The following is a 17,415-nucleotide window of genomic DNA, read 5'->3' as shown; positions in this document are numbered from 1 at the left end:
CCGGGTGCGGGCAGTGGCCTTCGCCGTGTCGCGCCGCCGCGGTTCGCTCCGCACGGCCGGCGCCCTGCGGGCCGCGCGAGGTGTCGCCGCGCGGCCCGCAGGGGGTGGAACGGGGCGGTCAGGAGGACGTGGTGGCCGGAGCCGTCAGGTCGTAGAAGGTGGCCCCGCCGACGGTGGTCGGCGTGAACGTGGCCTTGACCCAGGTCTCGATGGCCGTGCCGGTGGCGCCGGACGGACCGCCGCCGCCGCGGGTCCGGCCCGCCGCACCGGCCTCGGCGCCGTCCCCGGCACCGTCCCCGGCGCCGCTCTGGCCGATGAACCAGTGGATCTTCCCGGCCTTCACGTACTCCTGGAACCGCTCCAGGGTCGGCGACGGATCGCTGCCGTTGAACCCGCCGATCGGCATCACCGGCTCGCCGGAGGCCAGCTGGTAGCTCGCCGCGTTCTGCGAGCCGATGGCGGCCGCCGCCCAGGTGTACTTCCCGGCGTCCGCGCGCAGGGCCGCCGTAGCCGCCGCCGCGACCCTGGTCCCGCCCAGCAGCCCGCCGGGACCGCCCTGGCCGCCGCCACCGGCGCCGCCGGGCCGCCCGAAGCCGCCACCGGGACCGCCCTGGACCCCCGGACCGCCTTGGCCACCCGGTGCACCCTGGCCGTCCTGACCGCGCCGGCCGTCCTGACCGCCCTGGCCACCCGGTACGCCCTGGCCGCCCTGGCCGCCTTGGCCGCCCGGCGCCTGGCCGCCCTGGCCGCCCTGGCCGTCCTGCGGCGCGCCGCCCGGTGTGACCCCGGCGGTTCCGCCGACGCCACCGGCCGCGCCGGGCGCACCGGCGCCGCCGGGACCCTGCTCACCGCCGGGTGCGAACCGCATCCCGCCGCCCGGGCCGCCGCGACCTCCCGCCACCGCCGGTCCGGCGGTCACGATGGAGCCCGTGTGCGCGGTCGTCACGGTGGTCAGGCAGTACGCGAGCGGCCCGGCCAGCGCCGCCGCCAGCCCCAGCGCCGCCACCGCCGGAAGCGCCCGGCGCCCCACCCGCGCGGCGAACGGCAGCGCGACCGCGGCGAGCAGCCCCGCCACCAGCACCGTCCAGCGCAGCCACGGCAGGTACCCGCCGGCCCGGCCGAGCAGCACGTACGACCAGACCGCCGTCAGGGCGAGGACCCCGGAGAGCGTGAGCGAGGCGGCCGGGCTGCCGCGCTCCTCCCACAGCACGGCGACGCCCATGCCGACGAGCGCGGCCACGAACGGCGCCAGCGCCACCGTGTAGTACTCGTGGAAGATGCCCTGCATGTAGCTGAAGACGAGCACGGTGATCAGCAGCGCACCGCCCCAGGCCAGGAAGGCCGCCCGGGCCGTGCTCTCCAGCGAGTCGGTGGCCCTGCGGGCCCGCCAGGTCATCACCAGGCCGGCCACGAGCAGGACCAGGGCGGCCGGCAGGAGCCAGGAGATCTGTCCGCCGATGTTGCCCGCGAACAGGCGGTCGATGCCGGTCTCGCCCCAGCCGCCGCCTCCGCCGCCGCCGGGCCGCCCGCCGCCGCCCACGCTGCCGGTCTCGTTGCCGTTGATCCGGCCCAGCCCGTTGTAGCCGAGGGTCAGTTCCAGGAAGGAGTTGGTCTGCGAGCCGCCGATGTACGGGCGCGAGCCCGCCGGCCACAGCTCGACGGCCGCCACCCACCAGCCGCCCGCCACGACCATGGCGGCTCCGGCGAGCAGCAGCTGGCCCAGGCGCCTGCGCAGCCGGGTCGGCGCGCAGACGGCGTACAGGAGGGCGAGCGGCGGCAGGATGACGAAGGCCTGCAGGGTCTTGGTGAGGAAGGCGAAGCCGACCGCGACGCCGGCCCAGACCAGCCACCGGGTGCGCGCGCCGTCGAGGGCCCGCAGCACGCAGTACACGGTGACCGTCAGCAGCAGGGTCAGCAGCGCGTCGGGGTTGTTGAAGCGGAACATCAGCGCCGCGACGGGGGTGAGCGCGAAGGCCGCGCCGCTCAGCAGCGCCGCCCCCGGTCCGAACGACCGGCGGACGGCCGCGTACAGGACCGCCGTCGTCCCGACGCCCATCAGGGCCTGCGGGACGAGGATCTGCCACGCGCCGAGCCCGAACAGCCGGACCGACAGCATCATCGGCCACAGGGCGGCCGGCGGCTTGTCGACGGTGATGGAGTTGCCGGCGTCGGAGGAGCCGAAGAAGAAGGCCTTCCAGTTCTCGCTGCCCGCCTGGACGGCGGCGGAGTAGAAGGAGTTGGCGTACCCGGAGGAGCCCAGGTCCCACAGCAGCAGGACGGCGGTGGCGATCAGCAGCCCGGCGAACGCGGGGCGCTCCCAGCGGGGCCGGTCGGTCCGGGCCCGCACCGCGGCGGCCGCGGCGGGCGCACCGGACGCACCGGACGCGTCGGGTGGGAGGAGCGGAAATGCGGCCGTGGTCATCGGCTGTCCTTGGGCGTAGGGATCGCGGAACCGCGCCGCTCGGGGAAGACCCAGGCGCGGAAGAGCAGGAACCGCAGCACGGTGGCGGCGAGGTTGGCGGTGATCAGGACGGCCAGCTCGGTGCCGTGCGCCGGCCGGTCGGTGGCCGCCGCGAGGGCGGCGAGGGAGCCGCTGGTCAGGGCCAGCCCGATGGCGAACACCACGAGTCCCTGGGCCTGGTGGCGCACGGCCCGGTCCCGGCCGCGGATCCCGAAGGTGAGGCGGCGGTTCGCGGCGGTGTTGGCGACGGCGGAGAGCAGCAGGGCGGCGCCGTTGGCGGTCTGCGGGCCGGTGCCGGTGCGGAGGGCGGAATAGAGGAGCAGGTAGAGGAGGGTGGACAGCGCGCCGACGGCGCAGAAGCCGAGGAGCTGGCGGGCCAGCCCGCCGTCCACGTCGGGCAGGGCGCCCCGGTCGCGCGGGTCGTCGCCGAAGGGGCGGGCGAGGCGGTCCAGGGGCAGGGCCCCGACGGCGAGCGCGCGGCCCACCCGCCAGACGCCCTTGAGGTCCTCGGCGGCGGTCCGGGCGATGTGGACGGTGGAGTCGGGGTCGTCGACCCAGTCCACCGGCACCTCGTGGATGCGCAGTCCGGCCCGTTCGGCGAGCACGAGCAGTTCGGTGTCGAAGAACCAGCCCGAATCCTCCACCAGCGGCAGCAGCCGCTCGGCGACGTCCCGGCGGATGGCCTTGAAGCCGCACTGGGCGTCGCTGAACCCGGCGGCGAGGGAGGAGCGCAGGAGGAGGTTGTAGGCGCGCGACACGAACTCCCGCTTCGCCCCCCGCACCACCCGTGAGGAGCGGGCGAGGCGGGTGCCGATGGCGAGGTCGGAGTGGCCGGAGATCAGCGGGGCCACCAGCGGCAGCAGGGCGTTCAGGTCGGTGGAGAGGTCCACGTCCATGTACGCGAGGATCGGCGCGTCCGAGCCGGACCAGACGGTGCGCAGCGCCCTGCCCCGGCCCTTCTCCTCCAGCCGCGTGCTGCGTACGCCCTCCAGGGCGGTGACGAGCCCGGCCGCGACCTCGGGGGTCCGGTCGGTGCTGGCGTTGTCGGCGACCGTGATCCGGAACGGGTACGGGAAGGTGCGGGTGAGGTGGTCGTGCAGTCGGCGCACGCACCGGTCGAGGTCTTTCTCCTCGTTGAAGACCGGTATCACCACGTCGAGGACGGGCTCGCCGGGCAGGGGCGCGAGGTGGGCCCGTGCCGGAAGGGCCCCGGGAGAGGCGTCGGTTGACATGAGACGAGCCTCGTCGGGCGCCCTGTCACCGCTGTGTGGTGAGCCTGTGCCCCGTCTGTGAGTCCCCAGCCGTACCCGTCGGGGCCGGGGGGAGCAGGACCTCGAAGCAGGTCCGTCCGGGCTCGCTCCGTACGTCGACCTGCCCGCCGTGTGCCGTCACCACGGCCTGGACGATGGCGAGGCCGAGCCCGGTGGAGCCCGCACCCCGGGAGCGGGAGGCGTCGCCCCGGGCGAAGCGCTCGAAGACGTGGGGGAGCAGGTCGGGTGCGATACCGGGCCCGTCGTCCTCGATCCGGAGCCGGACGGCGGATGTTTCACGTGAAACACGCGCCGTGACGGTGGTGCCGGGCGGGGTGTGGGTGCGGGCGTTGGCCAGCAGGTTGACCAGGACCTGCTGGATCCGGGCCGGGTCGGCGAGGATCGTCGCGGGCTCCTCCGGCAGGTGCAGGCGCCAGTGGTGTCCGGGCCCGGCGGCCCGCGCGTCGCTCACCGCGTCGATGACGAGGGGGGCCAGGTCGGTCTCGGTGTCGCCGGTGGCGAGCGGACGGCCGGCGTCGAGCCGGGCCAGCAGCAGCAGGTCCTCGACCAGTCCGGTCATCCGGGTGGCCTCGGACTCGATGCGGCCCAGGGCGTGCCGGGTGTCGGGGCCGGGCTCCTCCCGTCCCCGGCGGGTCAGCTCCGCGTAGCCGCGGATCGACGCGAGGGGGGTGCGCAGCTCGTGGCTGGCGTCGGCGACGAACTGGCGGACCCGGGTCTCGCTCTGCTGGCGGGCGGTGAGCGCGGAGGAGACGTGTCCCAGCATCCGGTTGAGGGCCGCACCGACCTGGCCGACCTCCGTACGGGGGTCGGCCTCGGCGTCCGGCACCCGTTCGTCGAGTGCGGGTTCGCCGCTGTGGAGCGGCAGTTCGGAGACCCGGGTGGCGGTGGCGGCGACCCGTCGCAGCGGGCGCAGGGCGACCCCGACCAGGGCCTGCCCGGCGAGGGAGGCGGCGATCAGTCCGGCCAGGGTGACGCAGACCTCGACCCCGATCAGGGTCTCCACGGTGGAGTCGACCTCGTGCAGGGGGAAGCCCAGGACCAGGCTCCCGTCGGGGGCGGACAGCACGCGGTACGCGCCGAGCCCCGGCAGGCTCAGGTCCACCGGCTCGGTGCGACCCGGTTCGGCGGTGCGGGCGACCGCCACGAGGGCGGCGGTCTGGGCGGGAGTGAGGAGCTCGCGGTTTCCGAGCTCGGGGTCCTCGACGCGGACGCTGCGCGCCGTTCCGGCCACCGTGCCGTCGGAGTCGAGCCGGACCCCGGTGGCGCCCAGGGGGGTACCGGGGCCGAGGACGGAGCCCAGGCCTCCTTCGCGGGCGGCCTTTCCGCTGCCGGGGCCGCGGGTGCCCATGTCGACGGAGATCCGCAGCTGCTTGTCGAGCTGGTCGACCAGGTAGGAGCGCAGGGCGAGGGTGGTGACGGTGCCGATGGAGGCGCCGACCACGGCGATCAGCAGCACCGCCGAGACGACGAGTCGGGTCCGCAGCGACCAGGGCCGCCTGCGCGGCCGGGCCGGACGGCGCCACCGCGGCACGCGCTGCGCACGTGGGGGCCGCCCGGGCTTGGGCGGCCGGCCGGACCGCGGCGGACGTCCCGGCCGGGACGCGCGCAGCGCCACTACTCGGCCGGCTTGATCAGGTAGCCGGCGCCGCGCCGGGTGTGGATCATCGGTGCCAGGCCGGGACCGCTCTCCAGCTTCCGGCGGAGGTAGGAGATGTACAGCTCGACCACGTTGGCCTGCCCGCCGAAGTCGTACGACCACACCCGGTCCAGGATCTGCGCCTTGCTCAGCACCCGGCGCGGGTTGCGCATCAGGTAGCGCAGCAGCTCGAACTCGGTCGCGGTCAGGTGGATCTCCAGGCCGCCGCGGACCACCTCGTGGCTGTCCTCGTCGAGGGTCAGGTCGCCGACGGCCAGGACGGACCCGCCGCGGGCGGCCTGCGCGGCGCCCGAACGCCGGACCAGGCCGCGCAGCCGCGCCACGACCTCCTCCAGGCTGAACGGCTTGGTGACGTAGTCGTCCCCGCCCGCGGTGAGGCCCGCGATCCGGTCCTCGACGGAGTCCTTCGCCGTCAGGAACAGCACCGGGACCTGCGGGAGCTCGCGGCGCAGCCGGCCCAGGACGGCGAGCCCGTCCATGTCGGGGAGCATGACGTCGAGGACCACCACGTCCGGCCGGAACTCCCGCGCCGCGCGCACCGCCGCGGCTCCGTCCCCCGCGCTGCGGACCTCGCAGCCCTCGTAGCGCAGCGCCATGGACAGCAGCTCGGAGAGCGAGGCCTCGTCGTCGACGACGAGCACCCGGCAGGGGCCGCCGTCGGGCCGCACCAGGGCCGTGGGATTGCTGGTGGACGTGGACGCGTGTGAGGTGGTCGTCGCAGTCATGCGACCACGCTGTACGGCGCCTCTGAGAGCGTTCTTGCGCGAACCTGTGAATTTCCTGAGAAACGACCGCACCGGACGGACGGGGGCGATGGACGGGGGCGACGGGCGGGCGCGGCGGACGGACGCGACGGACAGGCCCGGATCCGCCCGGGAGGGACTCGGGAACGGCCGGCCGGCCGGGCTGGTCACCCGGGCAGGCGGAACAGCCTGGCCCCGTTGTCGTGGCAGACCGCGCGCAGCCACGCGTCCCCCAGCCCGAGCCGTTCGAGGGCGAGGAGCTGTCCGTCGTACGGGTACGGGATGTTCGGGAAGTCGGTGCCGAGCAGGATGCGGTCGCCGAGGTCCGCGAGGCGCCCCAGCTCCGCCCGGGGGAAGGCGCTGAACTGCTCGGAGAAGTCGGTGAAGGCCATCGTGGTGTCCAGGCGGACCTCGGTGTGGCGGTCGGCGAGGTCGAGGAAGTCGGCGTACTCGGGCATGCCCATGTGGGCGATGACCAGGGGCAGCCGCGGGTGCCGGGCCAACAGCCGGGCGATCGGCTCGGGCCCGGTGTGCTTCCCGGGGACGGGCCCGGATCCGCAGTGGATCACGATCGGCGTGCCGGCCTCGGCGAGGAGGCCCCAGACGGCGTCGAGCCGGTCGTCGTTCGGGTCGTAGCCGCCGACCTGGAGGTGTGCTTTGAAGACGCGCGCCCCCGCCTCCAGCGCCCGGCGGACGTACCCGGCGGCGGCGACCTCCGGGAAGAACGTCGCGGTGTGCAGGCAGTCGGGGGTCCGGGCGGCGAAGTCGGCGGACCAGGCGTTGAGCCAGGCGGCCATCTCCGGCTTGTGCGGGTACAGCATGGCGGTGAAGGCCCGTACGCCGAACTCCCGCAGCAGCGCGACCCGCTGCTCCTCCTCGTACCGGTAGGTGATGGGCCACTCGACGCCGGTCAGCGGACCGACCGCGTCGAAGTAGTCCCACACCTTCTCCAGCACCCGTTCCGGCATGAAGTGGGTGTGGACGTCGACCAGCCCGGGCAGCCCGAGCCGGGTGCGGAAGGCCCGGACCGCCTCAGCCGTGGTGGACAAAGCCGTGGCTCCGTTCGACGGTCGCGACGTGCAGGGTGTAGCTCTCGTACCAGTGGGCGCGCCCCTGCTCCATGGCCGCCCGGTGCTCCGCGTCCTGCCGCCACCGGGCGAGGGACGCGTGGTCGCGGAAGTAGGCGACGGTGATGCCGAGCCCGCCGGGGGTGCCCGCGGACTCCTGTCCGAGGAAGCCCGGGTTCTCGGCGACGATCTCGTTCATCCGGTCGAGGGTCTCGGCGTAACCGCTCTCGTCGGCGCCTCGGACGCTGCTGAACACCGCCATCAGATACGGCGGTTCGAAGGCCGGAAGGGGCCGGAGGGGCTGAAGGGTCATGGGCACCACCCTCGGCGGAGCCCTCCCGCATGTCCACCGGAATCAGCCCCGGAAGGTCAAAGGGATCCAAGTCTTGACCCTGGCCTCCGACACCACACGGGCCGGGACTCCGCGCAGCGGCCTCAGAACAGCCCGTCCTGCTCGGCCGGGGGACGGACGGCGACGGGGACCTCCGCCGAGGGCGCCGCCGTCCACGCCTCGCCTTCGGGGACGGCCAGCTCCCAGCCGGCCAGCAGCCGGCCGTCCACGACGAGCCCGTCCGCGAAGTGCAGATCGGGACCGGCCGCACCGGCCAGTACCCCCGTCACGGCTCCGCCGGCCACCATCTCGGTGACGACCCGGGCGGGGACGGGCAGCCCCGCCAGCCCGAACACCACCGCGTGGTCGACGACTTCGCACCCCAGCCGCTCCAGCGAGTCCGGCCACCCCGGCAGGGCGGCGGCCCGCGCGTGCAGCTCGGCAACCTCCGGGCCCCGCTCGGCCGCGGGCGGCAGCCCTGCCCGAACGGCGCGCTTACGGGCGTACGCGATCCGGTCCGGCACCCCGAGCGCGGCCCGCAGCAACTCCTCGGTGCGCCGGGCTGCCATGAGCGGCCCGCGCCCCAGCCAGGCCCAGGTGACCGCACCCTGCTCCAGCAACCGGACGCAGCCGCGCTCCTCGGCGGTGATGCCGACCTTGACCAGACCGGGCCCGAACCAGGCCAGGTAGACCCGGTAGGTCCGCGGATCGGCCGCGTTGGTGTCGGCCGCCACCGAGAACGACCGGTCCAGGCGCGCGCACTCGGGGCACTGGGCGTTCCCCGTCCGGCCGGGCACGGCGGCGCCCGTGGGGCAGGGTGTCCGCTTCCCGGCCCGCCGCACCCCCGGACAGCGCCGCTCGCCGCGCGCGACGAAGGCCAGCCGCTGCCCGTACGCGAGCACGCTCTCCCGCGTCGCGCGCCCCTCGGCGTACCAGCCGACGGCGGGCCGGCCCCCGATCCACCGGACCCCGGAACACCGCCAGGTCACAGCGGAAGGGGGCGCTCGAAGAAGGTGTCCAGGACGACGGTGGCGTGCGTCCCGATGACACCGTCGATGGCGTAGAGGCGGCGCAGCACGTCCTGCAACTGCCCGGTCGTGGCGGTGCGCACCTTGACCATGACCGAGGCGCTGCCCGCGATGATGTGCGCCTCCTGGATCTCGGGAATCGCGGCGAAGGCATCCCCGGACTCGCCCATCCACGCGTTGGAGTCGACCATCACGTAGGCCAGCACCCCACTGCCCACGGCTGCCGGGTCGACGTCGACGGTGGTGCGGCGGATCACCCCGCGCTCGCGCAGTTTGCGTACGCGCTCGTGGGTGGCCCCGGCCGACAGCCCGACGGCCGCGCCGAGGGAGGCGTACGACTGGCCCGCGTCCTGCTGGAGGCGCAGGACGAGCGCCCGGTCGATGTCGTCCACGCGATCTTCCTCCCATGGGCCCGTCGGCCCTTGCGAAGACAGTACCTGATCCTGCAATCTCACCATCAGACCGAACTTGATTCGGCATTTCGATTTCAGGGAGAACTGTGTCTGCCATAGCCGACCTCACCTTGTACGAGATTCTGGACGATCGCTTCCGGACCGGCCGCTGCGCCAACGGGGACCTTCGCCTGGAGCGGCTCCACGACGACTGCCGCTGGGCGGAAGGCCCGCTCTATCTGCCCGCCTGGCGCCAGCTGGTGTGGAGCGACATCCCCAACGACCGGATCCTGCGGTGGGACGAGGCGACCGGCGCCGTTTCCGTCTTCCGCTCCGCGGCCGGCCACGCCAACGGCAACACCCTCGACCGCGAGGGCCGCCTGATCACCTGCGAACAGGGCAACCGCCGCGTCACCCGCACCGAACCGGACGGCAGGCTCACCGTCATCGCCGACCGCTTCGACGGCAAGCGGCTCAACAGCCCGAACGACGCGGTGGTCCGCTCGGACGGCTCCATCTGGTTCTCGGACCCGGACTTCGGCATCACCAGCGACTACGAGGGCCGGCGCGCCCCCGGCGAGATCGGCGCCTGCAACCTCTACCGCGCCGATCCGGCCACCGGCACGGTCCGCCTGGTCGCTGACGGCTTCCTGGGCCCGAACGGACTGGTCTTCTCCCCCAACGAGGCCGAGCTGTACGCCGCGGACACCCGGGCCGGACACATCCGCGCCTTCAAGGTCACCGACGACGGCGCCCTCACCGACGACCGCGTGTTCACCGACTGCCCCTCGGTCGACAACATCCGCTTCGACGACGAGGGCAGGCTGTGGGCGGCCGCGATGAAATCCGGCGTCCACTGCTACGCCCCGGACGGCGCCCTCATCGGCCGCGTCCGCGTCCCCGAACCCGTCTCGAACATCGCCTTCGGCGGCCCCCGGAACAACCGCCTCTTCATCACGGCCACCACCTCCCTCTACTCCCTGGTGATGTCCGTGACGGGCCTCCCCCGCGTCCTGTGACGCAAGGCCTCCCCGAGGGGGGGCGCGGCTACCGGGCGACGAACTGCGTCAGGATCGCCTGCACCTCGTAGATGTCGACCCCCTTGGTGAAGGTCTTCTCGATCGGCGCCGGGGTCCCGGATATCCAGATCTTGAGCTCGGCGTCGAGATCGAAGTGACCGGCGGTCTCCACCGAGAAGTGGGTGATGCTCCGGTAGGGGACGGAGTGGTACTCCACCTTCTTGCCCGTGAGCCCCTGCTTGTCGATGAGCACCAGCCGCCGGTCGGTGAACAGGATCGTGTCCCGGATCAGCAGGTACGCCGCGTGAACCTGCTCCCCCTGGCCCAGCAGCCGCGCGTAGTCCCGCTGCGCGGAGACGGGGTCGACGGTGTGCGCGTTCCCGAACAGTCCCATGGGGTGCCCCCTTGTTCCGATTTCGAACGATCTCTTCGAACGATCTTCAAAACCGTACCGAGGCCGCGGGGTAACCGGCATCCCCCTCCAGAGCCATCCCGCCCCCCACTCCCTCCGGGGTACCCCCTCCCCATCAAGGAGGAGACCCGGACCCGCACGGCCCCCACCCGCCGCTCCGTCCGGACAACGCAAGAGGCCCCCCGGTGAACCGGGGGGCCTCTCAGGCTGTGCACTCGGCAGGATTCGAACCTGCAACCTTCTGATCCGTAGTCAGATGCTCTATCCGTTAAGCTACGAGTGCTTGGCTTGCTGGGGTTTTGCGCCCCGTTGGCCTTGCGAGAACAACAATACATGGACCTCGCCGGGACGCGAAATCCATTAGGCAAACCATGCCTGACCTGCAAAAACGCCTCTGGCGAAGATCATCCGGGTGCGTGCGGACGGGTCGCACACAGATCGGATCGGGCGCCCGCCGCGCCGGGAAACACCGAAGCCCCGGTCCACAGGGACCGGGGCTTCGTCAGGTGCGGAGGCGGAGGGATTTGAACCCTCGATGGGGGGTAAGCCCCAAACCGCATTAGCAGTGCGGCGCCATAGACCGGACTAGGCGACGCCTCCAGCACACCCCCGCGTACGAAGGTGCGTGCAGATGATGACACAGGCGCGGGGCCGGTCACCAATCCGCTCCCACGGTACTAGGACGCACGGCCGGAGGGCAAAGCCTTAAAGCCCCCGCCGCACGCAACATCCGCGCGCTCCCGTCGTTGGTCAGCCGTACGACGTACGGACGACCTGGAGTGCCCCCATGCTGCGTCTCGCCGCTTTCGCCGTCACCTCCGCCCTGGCCACCGCGGTGGCCGGGCCGCTGCCCCCGCTGCCCCTGGGCGGGCTGCTGATGAAGGCCCCCGACCGCCTCTCCATCACCATGGCCGACACCGGCAACCGCCAGTTGGACCGTGAGTACCGGCTCGAATGCGATCCCGCCGGCGGCGATCACCCCCAGAGGGAACGGGCCTGCGCGCGGCTGGACCAGCTCGCCGCGGAGGGCAGGGACCCCTTCGCCCCCATCTCCCACCGGCAGATCTGCACCATGCAGCACGGGGGCCCGGCCACCGCCCGCATCACCGGTACCTGGCGGGGGCAGAAGGTCGACGCGACCTTCCGCCGGACCGACGGATGCGAAATCAACCGGTGGGACGAGTTGGAACCTCTGCTTCCGAGTGGGCGTTCCTGACCTGGGAGGATGCGCGGAATGGGCGCTATACACCGCACTTCGGCCACCCCGCCGCGGGGCTGTGGCCTTAGACTCCTCCCGTGACTTGCCGGTAGTTGTGGTCAGGGAGGAAGCTCGTCGTGAGCAGCAGGCCATCCCGAGGCGCTGCTCGCCTCGCAGCAATACTCGACGCTCTTCCGGACGCGCTGTTGCTCGTCAACGCCAACGGCACGGTCGTCAACGCCAATTCGATCGCCCTCGAGGTGATGGAGAGTCCGGGAACCGGTCTCGTGGGCCGCGGCCTGCTCGATCTGCTGCCCGATTTCGACTCCAAGCTGATCCCCGGCTCCATGCGCCGGCCCGGCGAGGACGAGGGCGGCCGCACCAAGCCCACCCGGATGACCGCCCGCCGCACCGACGGCAGCGAGTTCCCCGTCGAGGTCACCAGCGCCCATCTCGACGGCCGGGACGCCTACCGCGAGCCGCAACCCGCGTACACCGGCGACGAGCTGCTCATGCTCGTCGTACGGGACCTCTCCCAGACGGTGGACACCGAGGCCGAGCTGGCCCGCTCCCAGCGGCAGACCGAGATGATCCTGCGGGCCGCCGCCGAGGGCGTCGTGGGCACGGACACCGACGGCCGGGTGGTGCTGGTCAACCCCGCCGCCGCGCAGATCCTCGGCTACCGCGCCACCGACCTGGGCAACCGCGAACTGCACGGCCTGGTCCAGCACTCGCGCGCCGACGGCTCGCCGTTCCCCTTCGAGGAGTCCCCGCTCGCCGACACCCTGCGCAGCGGACGCAAGCACCGGGTGCGCGGGCAGGTGCTGTGGAACAAGGCCGGGCAGCCCGTCGCCGTGGACCTGACCACCTCTCCCGTACGGGACGGGGAGCAGCTCGTCGGCGCCGTCATGACCTTCACCGACCGTCGGCCCTACGACGCCCTGGCCGCGCGCCACGCCCAGCTGCTGGCCGTCCTCGGCGAGTCGCTGCGCGGCCCGCTGGACGAACTGCGCGGGGAGCTGGCGACGCTGGCCGCCGACGATGCGGGACAGCTGTGGCCCGAGGCCAACCAGTTGCTGCACCACCTGGCCGCCGGATACTCGCGGATGACCACGCTCGTGGACAACGTGCTCGGCTTCCAGCGCCTGGACTCCGGCGGAGACCGGCTCCAGAAGAAGAAGGTCCTGATCAACGGCGTGGTCACGGCCGGGGTCGACGGCGCGGTCGAGCTGATCGGGCCGGGGCGCGCCCAGTTCGCCGTCCACGCGCCGACCATCGAGGCCGAGGTGGACGGCGACCGCATCGCGACCGCCCTCGCCCACCTGGTCGCGGACGTCGCCGGGGTGGACGCCACCGGGAAGACCGCCCAGGGCAGCGGGTACGGCGACTCGACGATCGTGGTGGCCGCCGCGCAGCGCGGCGACGTCGTACGGATCGAGGTGCGCGGGCCGTACGAGGGCGGGAGCCCGGTGCACGAGCCGATCGTGCGCGGCATCGTGGCCGCACACGGCGGTGTGCTGCAGACGGTGGAGGTGCCGGGCGCGCCCGGCGGGGCCTACGTGCTGGAGCTGCCGCTCGGCGCGGGAGCCGGGACGGTGACCCTCCCGGAGCCGGAGGAGGAGCCGCCGGCCGAGAAGAGCCCGCCGACCGGGCCCACCGCGTCCGCCACGGGTCCCGGCGGACGGCGCGCCCGGCGCGGAGTCGACGCGTTCCTCGACGACCCGGCCGAGCCGGCCGGCGCCCCCGGTGCCCCGAAGCCCGCCGAGGGCGGTGGCGCCTTGGCGCTCGCCTCGGGACGGCGCCGGGCGGGCGAGACCGACGGCGGTGGTCCGGAGCTCGCGCAGTCCCCGGTGAACCCGGCGGGGCTCGGTACCGGGCGGCGCCGCGGGCGGGACGGCGACGGCAGCGGCGAGGGCGGTCAGGGCGGCTCCGGCCGGCCCGTCCCCCCGCAGGGCAACGCGATGCCCGCGCTGCCCCCCGCACCCGCGATGGCACCCGTACCGGCGGTGCCCGTGATGCCGGCGGCGCCCCAGGTTCCCCCCGTTCCGGTGACCGAGCACCCCGCGGGCCGGCGCCGTGCGCTGGGCGCGGCCGGTCCGGCGCAGAACGGCGGCCCCGTGCCGGCGGCCGGGCTCCGTCCGGCGCCCGCTCCCCGGCAGGCCCCCGTACGGCCGATCGCCCCCGAGGGCGGCTTCGCGCTGCCCGCCGGGCCGACCCCGGCTCCCCCCGCTCCGCAGAACCCGGCCGCGACCGGCCCCGGTTCGCCGCCGTCCCCCCCGGCCCCCGCCGAGGCGGACTCCGACGGCCCGGGCGGGCGGCGCGGGCGCCGGGTGCTGGGCGCCCCTGCAGCCGAGTCCGAAGCTCCCGCCCCGCAGCCCGCCGAGGGCGCGGACGAACCCGTACAGCCGACCGGGCGGCGGCGTGCGCTCCAGACCGCCCCGTCCTGGCCGGTGCCGGCGGCGCGGACGGCTCCCGAGGACGGCGGGGCCTCCGGCCAGGCCGCGGTCCCCGGGGCCCGGCAGTCGCAGGACGCCCCCGCCGACGGCCAGGCCGCGCAGCCGATCAGCGTGCGCGCCCTCGGCACGCTGGGCCAGGGGATCTCCGTGGACCCGAACGGAACGGGCTCCGGGCGGCGTCGGCGCCTCGCCGATCCGGCGCCCCAGGGCCGGGCGTTCGCCATAGGAGCCCCCGAAGCGGGTTCCGACGAGGGCCCCGAGCCGCTGGACGGCCCGGGCGGTGCGGTGGAGGTGGTCAACCGGCCCGTGCCGCGGCCCGTGGACGACGAGCTTCCGCCGGAGCCGCTGGACAACCCCCGCCGCCTCCTGGTCTGGCCCGCACCCGACGTGCAGACGCAGCAGGCCCTCAGCGACCGCGGCTACCGCCCGGTGATCGTCCACTCCCGCGAGGAGGTGGACGCGCAGATCGCCGCGTTCCCCGCCGCGCTGTTCGTGGACCCGCTGACCGGGCCGATCACCCGGACCGCCCTCCAGTCACTGCGCCAGGCCGCGGTGGCGGCCGAGGTGCCCGTCCTGGTCACGGCCGGTCTGGGGCACGCCACGCGGGAGGCCGCGTACGGCGCCGACCCTGCGGTCCTGCTCAAGGCGCTCGCGCCGCGCGACAGTGAGCAGCACCCCTCGCGGGTGCTGCTGATCGAGGAGCACGACGAGATCGCGGCCGCCCTGACCACGGCCCTGGAGCGGCGCGGCCTGCAGGTCGCCCGGGCGGGCGCGGACACGGACGCCGTGGAGCTGGCCACGCGGATGCGGCCCAACCTGGTGGTGATGGACCTGATGCAGGTGCGTCGCAGGCGGGCCGGGATCGTGGACTGGCTGCGCGCCAACGGGCAGCTGAACCGCACTCCGCTGGTCGTCTACACGGCCACCGGCATCGACCCGTCCGATCTGCCGCGGCTGGCCTCGGGGGAGAGCGTGCTCTTCCTGGCCGAGCGGGCGACGACCGGCGATGTGCAGGGTCGCATCGTGGACCTGCTGGCCAAGATCGGAACCAACTAGACATCCTGGCCCGATGGCCATCATCAACACGAGCGAGCAGACCGTCCCCGCCGACAGCGGGGAGGTGAACCTGCTGATCGCGCGACAGGTGGATCCGGGGCACGAGGACACGTTCGAGGCCTGGGCCCACGGCATCCTGGAGACGGCCGCCGGTTTCCCGGACCATCTCGGATACGGGCTGTTCCGCCCCGCCGCGGAGGGCGGGCCGTGGTTCCTGGTCCACCGCTTCCGCAACCAGGCGGCGTTCCAGCGCTGGCAGGACTCCGCCGAGCGGGCCGAGTGGTTCTCGAACTGTCTGGGCCACCACCACACGGAGATAGCCCGGCGCGAACTGCACGGCATGGAGACGTGGTTCGCCAAGCCGGGTACGACCCGGCCCGCGCCGCCGCGGTGGAAGATGGCGATCAGCTCGGGGCTGGCCATCTTCCCGATCTCGCTGATCGGCAACGCGGTGCTCGGGCCGTACCTGGTGGACCTGCACTTCGTCCTGAGGACGGCCGCGTTCGCCGTCGTCTTCAGCACCCTGATGACGTACGCCGCCATGCCCGCCGTCAGCAGGCTGCTGCGGCCGTGGCTCACCAGGGGCTGAAGAGGCCCGGCCCGGGTCCCTCGGGATCCCGGACGGGGCCGTCCGTCCGTCGTCAGTCGTCAGTCGTCAGTCGTCAGTCCAGCTTGGTCACGTCCAGGCCGCCGTCGGCGTACTGCTTGCGGATCACCTTCTTGTCGAACTTGCCGACGCTGGTCTTCGGCACGGCCGCGATGACCGTCCAGCGCTCCGGCAGCTGCCACTTGGCGATCGACTGGGCGAGGAACGCGCGCAGGTCCGCGTAGTCCGCGGTCGCGCCCTCCTTGAGGACGACGGTGGCCAGCGGACGCTCGCCCCACTTGTCGTCGGGGACGGCGACAACGGCCGCCTCGGCGACATCGGGGTGGGCCATCAGCGCGTTCTCCAGCTCCACGCTGGAGATCCACTCGCCGCCGGACTTGATGACGTCCTTGGCCCGGTCGGTGAGGGTGAGGAAGCCGTCCGGACTGATCACGCCGACGTCGCCGGTCTTGAGCCAGCCGTCGGCGCTGAACTTGTCCTCGGGGCGGACCGGTTCGCCGGCGGCGCCGCCGTAGTAGGCGCCCGCGATCCAGGCACCGCGCACCTCCAGCTCGCCCGCGGCCTCGCCGTCCCAGGGCAGCAGGTCGCCACCGGGGCCGACCAGGCGGGCCTCGACGCCTGCCGGGAAGCGGCCCTGGGTGATCCGGTAGGGCCACTCCTCCTCGGCGCTCAGGCCGGCCGGCGGGTGGGCCATGGTGCCCAGCGGGGACGTCTCGGTCATGCCCCAGGCGTGGCAGAGGCGGACTCCCAGCTTGTCGTAGGCCTCCATCAGGGAGGGCGGACAGGCGGCGCCGCCAATCGTGACCTGCTTCATCGATGTCAGGTCGCGCGGGTTGGCGGTGACCTCGGCCAGCAGCCCCTGCCAGATGGTGGGGACGGCCGCGGCGTGTGTGGGCTTCTCCCGCTCGATCATCTCGGCGAGGGGTGCGGGCTGCAGGAAGCGGTCCGGCATCAGCATGTTGATGCCGGTCATGAAGGTGGCGTGCGGCAGCCCCCAGGCGTTCACGTGGAACTGCGGGACGACGACCAGGGTGGTGTCCTTGTCGTTCAGCCCCATCGACTCGGCCATGTTGACCTGCATGGAGTGCAGGTAGATCGAGCGGTGCGAGTAGATGACGCCCTTGGGGTCCCCGGTGGTGCCGGAGGTGTAGCACATGGCGGCTGCCTGGCGCTCGTCCAGTTCGGGCCAGTCGTAGGTGTCCGGGCGGCCCGCGAGGAGGTCCTCGTACTCGTGGACGCGCACGTCCAGCCCGTCGAGCGCGGAGCGGTCGCCGATGCCGGACACCACGACGTGCTCGATGGTCGGCAGGTGCGGCAGCAGCGGGACGAGGAGGGGCAGCAGCGTGCCGTTGACCAGCACCACCCGGTCGGCGGCGTGGTTGACGATGAAGACGAGCTGCTCGGGAGGAAGACGGAGGTTCAGCGTGTGCAGGACCGCGCCCATGGAGGGGATCGCGAAGTAGGCCTCGACGTGCTCGGAGTTGTTCCACATCAAGGTGGCGACCCGGTCGTCCTGGCGGACTCCGAGTTCGTCGCGCAGTGCATTGGCGAGGCGGGTGGCGCGGGCACCGATCTCGGCGAAGCTGCGGCGGTGCGGCTCGGCCTCCCCGGTCCAGGTCGTGACCTGGGACTTCCCGTGGATCGTCATCCCGTGCTGGAGTATGCGGGTGACGAGGAGCGGTACGTCCTGCATGGTGCTCAGCAAAGCGTCCTCCCA

At 73.6% G+C, this 17,415-nt stretch carries 14 protein-coding genes and 2 tRNA genes; 4 read left to right on the top strand and 12 right to left on the bottom strand.

The genetic code is table 11. The features are described from left to right. Nucleotides 1-118 precede the first annotated feature (118 nt). From ACZ6S8_RS10110 to ACZ6S8_RS10075, 8 genes are all read right to left on the bottom strand, one after another. Nucleotides 119-2,422 carry an ArnT family glycosyltransferase gene (locus ACZ6S8_RS10110; RefSeq protein WP_469454199.1) on the bottom strand — a complete coding sequence of 768 codons (2,304 nt, stop codon included), beginning with the start codon at nt 2,420-2,422 and terminating at the stop codon, nt 119-121. Continuing rightward, nucleotides 2,419-3,693 (bottom strand): bifunctional glycosyltransferase family 2/GtrA family protein, encoded by a 1,275-nt coding sequence (locus ACZ6S8_RS10105; protein WP_469454197.1) that lies wholly within the window; start codon nt 3,691-3,693, stop codon nt 2,419-2,421. The genes ACZ6S8_RS10110 and ACZ6S8_RS10105 overlap by 4 nt, the downstream gene beginning before the upstream one ends. 25 nt (nt 3,694-3,718) lie before the next feature. Further along, the gene (locus ACZ6S8_RS10100) at nt 3,719-5,263 is read right to left on the bottom strand and encodes a sensor histidine kinase (RefSeq protein ID WP_469454195.1); all 1,545 of its coding nucleotides are present in this window, start codon (nt 5,261-5,263) and stop codon (nt 3,719-3,721) included. A gap of 83 nt (nt 5,264-5,346) precedes the next feature. Next, a complete protein-coding gene (locus ACZ6S8_RS10095; protein ID WP_469454193.1) occupies nt 5,347-6,114 on the bottom strand; it encodes a response regulator transcription factor in 768 nt (255 codons plus the stop codon). 185 nt (nt 6,115-6,299) lie between these two features. Next, nucleotides 6,300-7,181, bottom strand: a complete 882-nt coding sequence (locus ACZ6S8_RS10090; protein WP_469454191.1) for an amidohydrolase family protein — start codon at nt 7,179-7,181, stop codon at nt 6,300-6,302. Beyond that, nucleotides 7,165-7,512 (bottom strand): antibiotic biosynthesis monooxygenase family protein, encoded by a 348-nt coding sequence (locus ACZ6S8_RS10085; protein ID WP_469454189.1) that lies wholly within the window; start codon nt 7,510-7,512, stop codon nt 7,165-7,167. Before ACZ6S8_RS10085 ends, ACZ6S8_RS10090 begins: the two co-directional genes overlap by 17 nt. A 122-nt stretch (nt 7,513-7,634) precedes the next feature. Next, complete coding sequence (locus ACZ6S8_RS10080; RefSeq protein ID WP_469454188.1) at nt 7,635-8,519, bottom strand: DUF2797 domain-containing protein; 885 nt, start codon at nt 8,517-8,519, stop codon at nt 7,635-7,637. After that, nucleotides 8,516-8,950, bottom strand: a complete 435-nt coding sequence (locus ACZ6S8_RS10075; protein ID WP_469454185.1) for an Lrp/AsnC family transcriptional regulator — start codon at nt 8,948-8,950, stop codon at nt 8,516-8,518. Before ACZ6S8_RS10075 ends, ACZ6S8_RS10080 begins: the two co-directional genes overlap by 4 nt. A 107-nt stretch (nt 8,951-9,057) precedes the next feature. Between ACZ6S8_RS10075 and ACZ6S8_RS10070 the strand changes: the two genes are divergently transcribed. Further along, nucleotides 9,058-9,969, top strand: coding sequence for an SMP-30/gluconolactonase/LRE family protein (locus ACZ6S8_RS10070; RefSeq protein WP_469454184.1), 912 nt, complete (start codon nt 9,058-9,060; stop codon nt 9,967-9,969). Nucleotides 9,970-9,997: 28 nt separating this feature from the next. Here ACZ6S8_RS10070 and ACZ6S8_RS10065 read toward each other — a convergent pair whose 3' ends face one another. From ACZ6S8_RS10065 to ACZ6S8_RS10055, 3 genes are all read right to left on the bottom strand, one after another. Beyond that, nucleotides 9,998-10,363 carry a PH domain-containing protein gene (locus ACZ6S8_RS10065; RefSeq protein WP_267721587.1) on the bottom strand — a complete coding sequence of 122 codons (366 nt, stop codon included), beginning with the start codon at nt 10,361-10,363 and terminating at the stop codon, nt 9,998-10,000. 228 nt (nt 10,364-10,591) lie between these two features. Then, a tRNA-Arg gene (locus ACZ6S8_RS10060) sits at nt 10,592-10,664 on the bottom strand. Between the two features lie 226 nt (nt 10,665-10,890). Continuing rightward, a tRNA-Ser gene (locus ACZ6S8_RS10055) sits at nt 10,891-10,981 on the bottom strand. Between the two features lie 187 nt (nt 10,982-11,168). Here ACZ6S8_RS10055 and ACZ6S8_RS10050 point away from each other — a divergent pair. The 3 genes from ACZ6S8_RS10050 to ACZ6S8_RS10040 all read left to right on the top strand — a co-directional run bounded on the left by ACZ6S8_RS10050 (nt 11,169) and on the right by ACZ6S8_RS10040 (nt 15,680). Further along, nucleotides 11,169-11,597 (top strand): SSI family serine proteinase inhibitor, encoded by a 429-nt coding sequence (locus ACZ6S8_RS10050; protein ID WP_469454183.1) that lies wholly within the window; start codon nt 11,169-11,171, stop codon nt 11,595-11,597. A 119-nt stretch (nt 11,598-11,716) separates the two neighbouring features. Further along, nucleotides 11,717-15,091 (top strand): response regulator, encoded by a 3,375-nt coding sequence (locus ACZ6S8_RS10045; protein ID WP_469454181.1) that lies wholly within the window; start codon nt 11,717-11,719, stop codon nt 15,089-15,091. A gap of 13 nt (nt 15,092-15,104) precedes the next feature. Next, nucleotides 15,105-15,680, top strand: coding sequence for an antibiotic biosynthesis monooxygenase (locus ACZ6S8_RS10040; RefSeq protein ID WP_469454180.1), 576 nt, complete (start codon nt 15,105-15,107; stop codon nt 15,678-15,680). A 73-nt stretch (nt 15,681-15,753) separates the two neighbouring features. Here ACZ6S8_RS10040 and ACZ6S8_RS10035 read toward each other — a convergent pair whose 3' ends face one another. Next, complete coding sequence (locus tag ACZ6S8_RS10035) at nt 15,754-17,403, bottom strand: long-chain fatty acid--CoA ligase (protein WP_469454178.1); 1,650 nt, start codon at nt 17,401-17,403, stop codon at nt 15,754-15,756. Between the last annotated feature and the right edge of the window lie 12 nt (nt 17,404-17,415).

This window comes from Streptomyces sp. NPDC048461 (genome assembly GCF_055587105.1).
The sequence above is the reverse complement of the archived record's forward strand: the minus strand, read 5'-3'. Positions and strand labels throughout refer to the sequence as shown.

Excerpts from the sequence above, each read along its gene's own strand:
- ACZ6S8_RS10085 (WP_469454189.1), bottom strand. The coding sequence starts at position 7,512 with ATGACCCTTCAGCCCCTCCGGCCCCTTCCGGCCTTCGAACCGCCGTAT.
- ACZ6S8_RS10065 (WP_267721587.1), bottom strand. The coding sequence starts at position 10,363 with ATGGGACTGTTCGGGAACGCGCACACCGTCGACCCCGTCTCCGCGCAG.
- ACZ6S8_RS10050 (WP_469454183.1), top strand. The coding sequence starts at position 11,169 with ATGCTGCGTCTCGCCGCTTTCGCCGTCACCTCCGCCCTGGCCACCGCG.
- ACZ6S8_RS10095 (WP_469454193.1), bottom strand. The coding sequence starts at position 6,114 with ATGACTGCGACGACCACCTCACACGCGTCCACGTCCACCAGCAATCCC.
- ACZ6S8_RS10110 (WP_469454199.1), bottom strand. The coding sequence starts at position 2,422 with ATGACCACGGCCGCATTTCCGCTCCTCCCACCCGACGCGTCCGGTGCG.
- ACZ6S8_RS10105 (WP_469454197.1), bottom strand. The coding sequence starts at position 3,693 with ATGTCAACCGACGCCTCTCCCGGGGCCCTTCCGGCACGGGCCCACCTC.
- ACZ6S8_RS10040 (WP_469454180.1), top strand. The coding sequence starts at position 15,105 with ATGGCCATCATCAACACGAGCGAGCAGACCGTCCCCGCCGACAGCGGG.